This window comes from Streptomyces sp. XM83C (assembly GCF_023072675.1).
Taxonomy (GTDB): Bacteria; Actinomycetota; Actinomycetes; order Streptomycetales; family Streptomycetaceae; genus Streptomyces; species Streptomyces thermocoprophilus.
In genome coordinates this window covers 1-3701 of the sequence record NZ_JALLGL010000442.1, presented here as the reverse complement: position 1 = coordinate 3701, position 3701 = coordinate 1, and the positions used below count along the sequence as shown (strand labels likewise).

At 72.9% G+C, this 3701-nt stretch carries 3 protein-coding genes; 2 read left to right on the top strand and 1 reads right to left on the bottom strand.

What is annotated here, in order from left to right; all coding sequences use genetic code 11:
• The coding region (locus MTQ10_RS28835) for a TIGR03089 family protein (RefSeq protein WP_247473302.1) at nt 1–540 on the bottom strand (540 nt) is incomplete at its 3' end.
• A gap of 141 nt (nt 541–681) precedes the next feature.
• Here MTQ10_RS28835 and MTQ10_RS28830 point away from each other — a divergent pair.
• Together MTQ10_RS28830 and MTQ10_RS28825 are read left to right on the top strand one after the other, a co-directional pair.
• Nucleotides 682–2154 carry a peptidoglycan recognition protein family protein gene (locus MTQ10_RS28830; protein ID WP_247473301.1) on the top strand — a complete coding sequence of 491 codons (1473 nt, stop codon included), beginning with the start codon at nt 682–684 and terminating at the stop codon, nt 2152–2154.
• Between the two features lie 102 nt (nt 2155–2256).
• Nucleotides 2257–3339: a sugar phosphate nucleotidyltransferase gene (locus tag MTQ10_RS28825; RefSeq protein WP_247473300.1), complete on the top strand. Its 1083-nt coding sequence runs from the start codon at nt 2257–2259 to the stop codon at nt 3337–3339.
• The last annotated feature ends 362 nt before the right edge of the window (nt 3340–3701 follow it).

Below are 3701 nucleotides of genomic sequence, written 5' to 3'. Positions count from 1 at the left end.
CTCCACGATCTCCGCGCCGGTGAACTCCGCCCCCGCCACGATCAGCGCCGGCGCCTCAGGATCGACGGGCGCGTAGGGCGCGAACCGGTCGCCGAAGCTCGGCACGTCCACCGCGTAATCGCCGTACCCCTCCGGCGGCCCCGGCACGAACCGCCGCCCCAGCGGCGCCAGCGACAGCGCGTAACGCTCCCCCCGGCACGCCAGCCCCGCCTCGAACCGCCCCGGCCCGGCGACGACGAAGTCCGCTTTCGCCGGGTCGCCCTCGACGTCCGCGACGACGCCCACCGACGCGCACGCCAGCAGCCACACCGCCGTCTGCCAGTGCGCGGGCAGCAGCAGCGCGACCCGGTCGCCGGGTTCGGCGGACATTCCGTCCTGGAGGAGGTTCGAGGTCTTGGCCACCCAATTGGCGAAGGTGGCCACGGACAGTTCGACCCGTTCGCCGGTGGCATCGTCGTAGAAGGTCACCAGCGGGCGCGAGGGGTCCGCGGCGAGCGCGGAACTCAGCAGGTCGGCAGGGGTGCGATCGGTGGCATTCACCCGCGCAAGCGTACGCCGCCCGGCCCGGCGGCGGGGGCGCACTCCGCTCCCGGCCACGCCACGCGTTCGGCGGAACCACGGCAGACGCCCCGTCAATTCCCCGATGGACAGATATGTATGACTATGTCCAGGATCAGGGGCATGCGTGGAATGCTTGCTACCTCGATCGGCGTCACCTGCGCCGCCGCTCTCGCCCTTCCGCTGACTCCGCCCGCCGCCGCGACGCCCGCGCTCCCGGCACCGGCCGCGAAGGTGCCGGTGGAGGGAGCGCAGTCCCCGGAACGGGATGCGGCGGACCGCCGTCCGGACAGTCTCGGCCTCTCCGGCAGCACCCAGTCGCTCCCTCTCGCCCCCGCCGGCCGGAACCGGGCCGCGAACGCCGAGGTCCGTCTCGTACGGAACGACGTACGCCGCTTCTCCCTCATCGGCGTCGTCTGGAACGACCCGTACGCCGAACTGCACGGCCGCGTCCAGGTCCGCACCCGTGCCGCCGGTACCGGCACCTGGTCCGGCTGGCAGGACGTCGAGACCCACAACGTCGCCCATGGCGCCGACCCCGGCAGCGTCGAACGCACCTCCGGTCATGTCCGCGGCGCCACCGCTCCCCTGTGGGTCGGCGACTCCGACGGTGTCGAGATCCGGGTGCGGGCCGAGCCCCCCGCCCCGGCCGACCGGGCCGACCCGGCCACCGCACCCGGGCTGCCCGAAGGGATGCGTCTGGAGCTCGTCGACCCCGGTGCCGACGACCCCGGTGCCGACGGCGGCGGGCGTGGCGGGCGGGTGCGGCACGCCCCCGTGGACACGCCCCGCGGGCGCCTGGACACCCCCGGCGAGGCCGGTTCCGCCGCCCTGACGGCCGAGACCCGCGCCGCCTCCGACGCCAACACCGCCCTCGCGGGCGTCCCCCTCGGCGCCGCCGAGATCCCCGCCCTCGACCAGGAGCAGACCCGACGCGAACTACTCGCCCTCCCCGACGCCGCCCTGACGTCCGATCAACTCGCCGCGCCCAAGATCGGGCCCCGCCCGGCCATCGTCACCCGCAAGGGCTGGGGCGCCGACGAGAAGCTCCGCGAGAAGAAGTTCGTCTACACCAGCAAGGTCAAGGCCGCGTTCGTCCACCACTCGGCGACCGGCAACAACTACACCTGCGCGCAGGCCCCCTCGGTCATCCGCGGTATCTACCGCTACCACGTCAAGAGCATGGGCTGGCGCGACATCGGCTACAACTTCCTCGTCGACAAGTGCGGCACCATCTACGAAGGACGCGCCGGCGGCGTCGCCAAGCCCGTCCTCGGCGCCCACACCCTCGGCTTCAACACCAACAGCATGGGCATCGCCGTACTCGGCACTTTCACCTCCGCGAAACCACCCGCTGCCACGCTGGACGGCGTCGCCCGCCTGACCGCCTGGAAGCTGGGCCTCTACGGCATGAATCCGAAAGGCACGACATACCTCACGTCCGGCGGTGGCAATCTCTACCGAAAAGGTACGAAGGTACGACTGAACGTCATCTCTGGTCACCGGGACGGCTTCGCCACGGAGTGCCCAGGAAAGCAGCTCTACGGCAAGCTCGGCACGGCCCGCTCGACTGCGGCGCGCCTCCAGGGACGCTGACGCCGGGCAGGCCCGACCCGGCTGACCAGCAGGGAAAGGTCTGCATACACTGGCCGGCCGAAAGACAGTTCGGCCGGTCCCGGCAGGAAGCAGAGACGACAGGTGACAGAAGCCATCCTCCTGGTCGGCGGCAAGGGAACCCGGCTGCGTCCGCTCACCGTGCACACGCCCAAACCCATGGTCCCGGCCGCCGGGGTGCCGTTCCTCACGCACCAACTGGCGAGAGCACGGGCCGCGGGCGTGGACCACATCGTCCTCGCCACCTCCTACCTGGCCGAAGTCTTCGAGCCGTACTTCGGCGACGGCTCCTCCCTCGGACTGCACCTCGAATACGTCACCGAAGAGGAACCCCTCGGCACGGGCGGCGCCATCCGCAACGTCGCCTCCCGGCTCCGGTCGGGACCCGACGAGCCGGTCCTCGTCTTCAACGGCGACATCCTCACCGGGCTCGACATCCGCGCCCTCGTCGACACCCACGCCCGCACCGGCGCGGACGTGTCCCTGCATCTGACGAAGGTCACCGACCCGCGCGCCTACGGGCTCGTCCCCACCGACGACACCGGGCGGGTCTTGGCCTTCCTGGAGAAGCCCCAGACCCCCGAGGAGATCGTCACCGACCAGATCAACGCGGGCGCGTACGTGTTCCGGCGCTCCGTCATCGACACGATCCCCGCCGGGCGGCCCGTGTCCGTCGAACGCGAGACGTTCCCCGACCTGCTGGCCGCCGGCGCCCACCTCCAGGGCATGGTCGACTCCACCTACTGGCTCGACCTCGGCACCCCGGCCGCGTTCGTCCGCGGCTCCGCCGACCTCGTCCTCGGCCGCGCCCCCTCCCCGGCCGTGCCCGGCCGCTGCGGCGACCGGCTCGTCCTGCCCACGGCGACCGTCGCGCCCGACGCCAAACTGACCGGCGGGACGGTGGTGGGCGAGGGCGCGTTCGTGGCCGAGGGTGCGCGGATCTTCGGCTCCACGATCCTGCCGGGGGCGGTGATCGAGCCGGGCGCCGTCATCACCGACTCGCTGATCGGCAGCCGGGCCCGGGTGGGGGAGCGGACCGTACTGTCCGGCACGGTGATCGGCGACGGGGCGGTCGTCGGTGCGGACAACGAGCTGCGGGAGGGGGCGCGGATCTGGTGCGACGCGCACATCCCGGCGGGTGCGGTGCGCTTCTCCCCCGACGAGTGACCCTCCCCCGCGCAGTTCCCTGCGCCCCTTTCACCGCGGTCGGGTGGGGGCTGGTCGCGCAGTTCCCCGCGCCCCTTTTCACCGCGGGCCGGTGGGGGCCGGTCGCGCGGTTCCCCGAGCCCTTGGTGTGGCCGGGCCGTCGTGTCCACCTGCGGGCCGGTGGGGAGGTTCTCGCGCGGTTCCCCGCGCCCCTGAGTGCCTGCGGCGGCCTGTGTCCGGGGGTGCGTGGTTGCGGTAGCGCCTACGGCGGTGGGTGGGTCGGGCGCGCGCCGGGGGAGGGTGTCCGTCCTCGGTGCGGCGCTCTGCCTCTCAGATTCGCGCTGTGGGTTTCCGCCGCACGCTGCGGGCGGGCACCCCCCGAC

Excerpts from the sequence above, each read along its gene's own strand:
- MTQ10_RS28830 (WP_247473301.1), top strand. The coding sequence starts at position 682 with ATGCGTGGAATGCTTGCTACCTCGATCGGCGTCACCTGCGCCGCCGCT.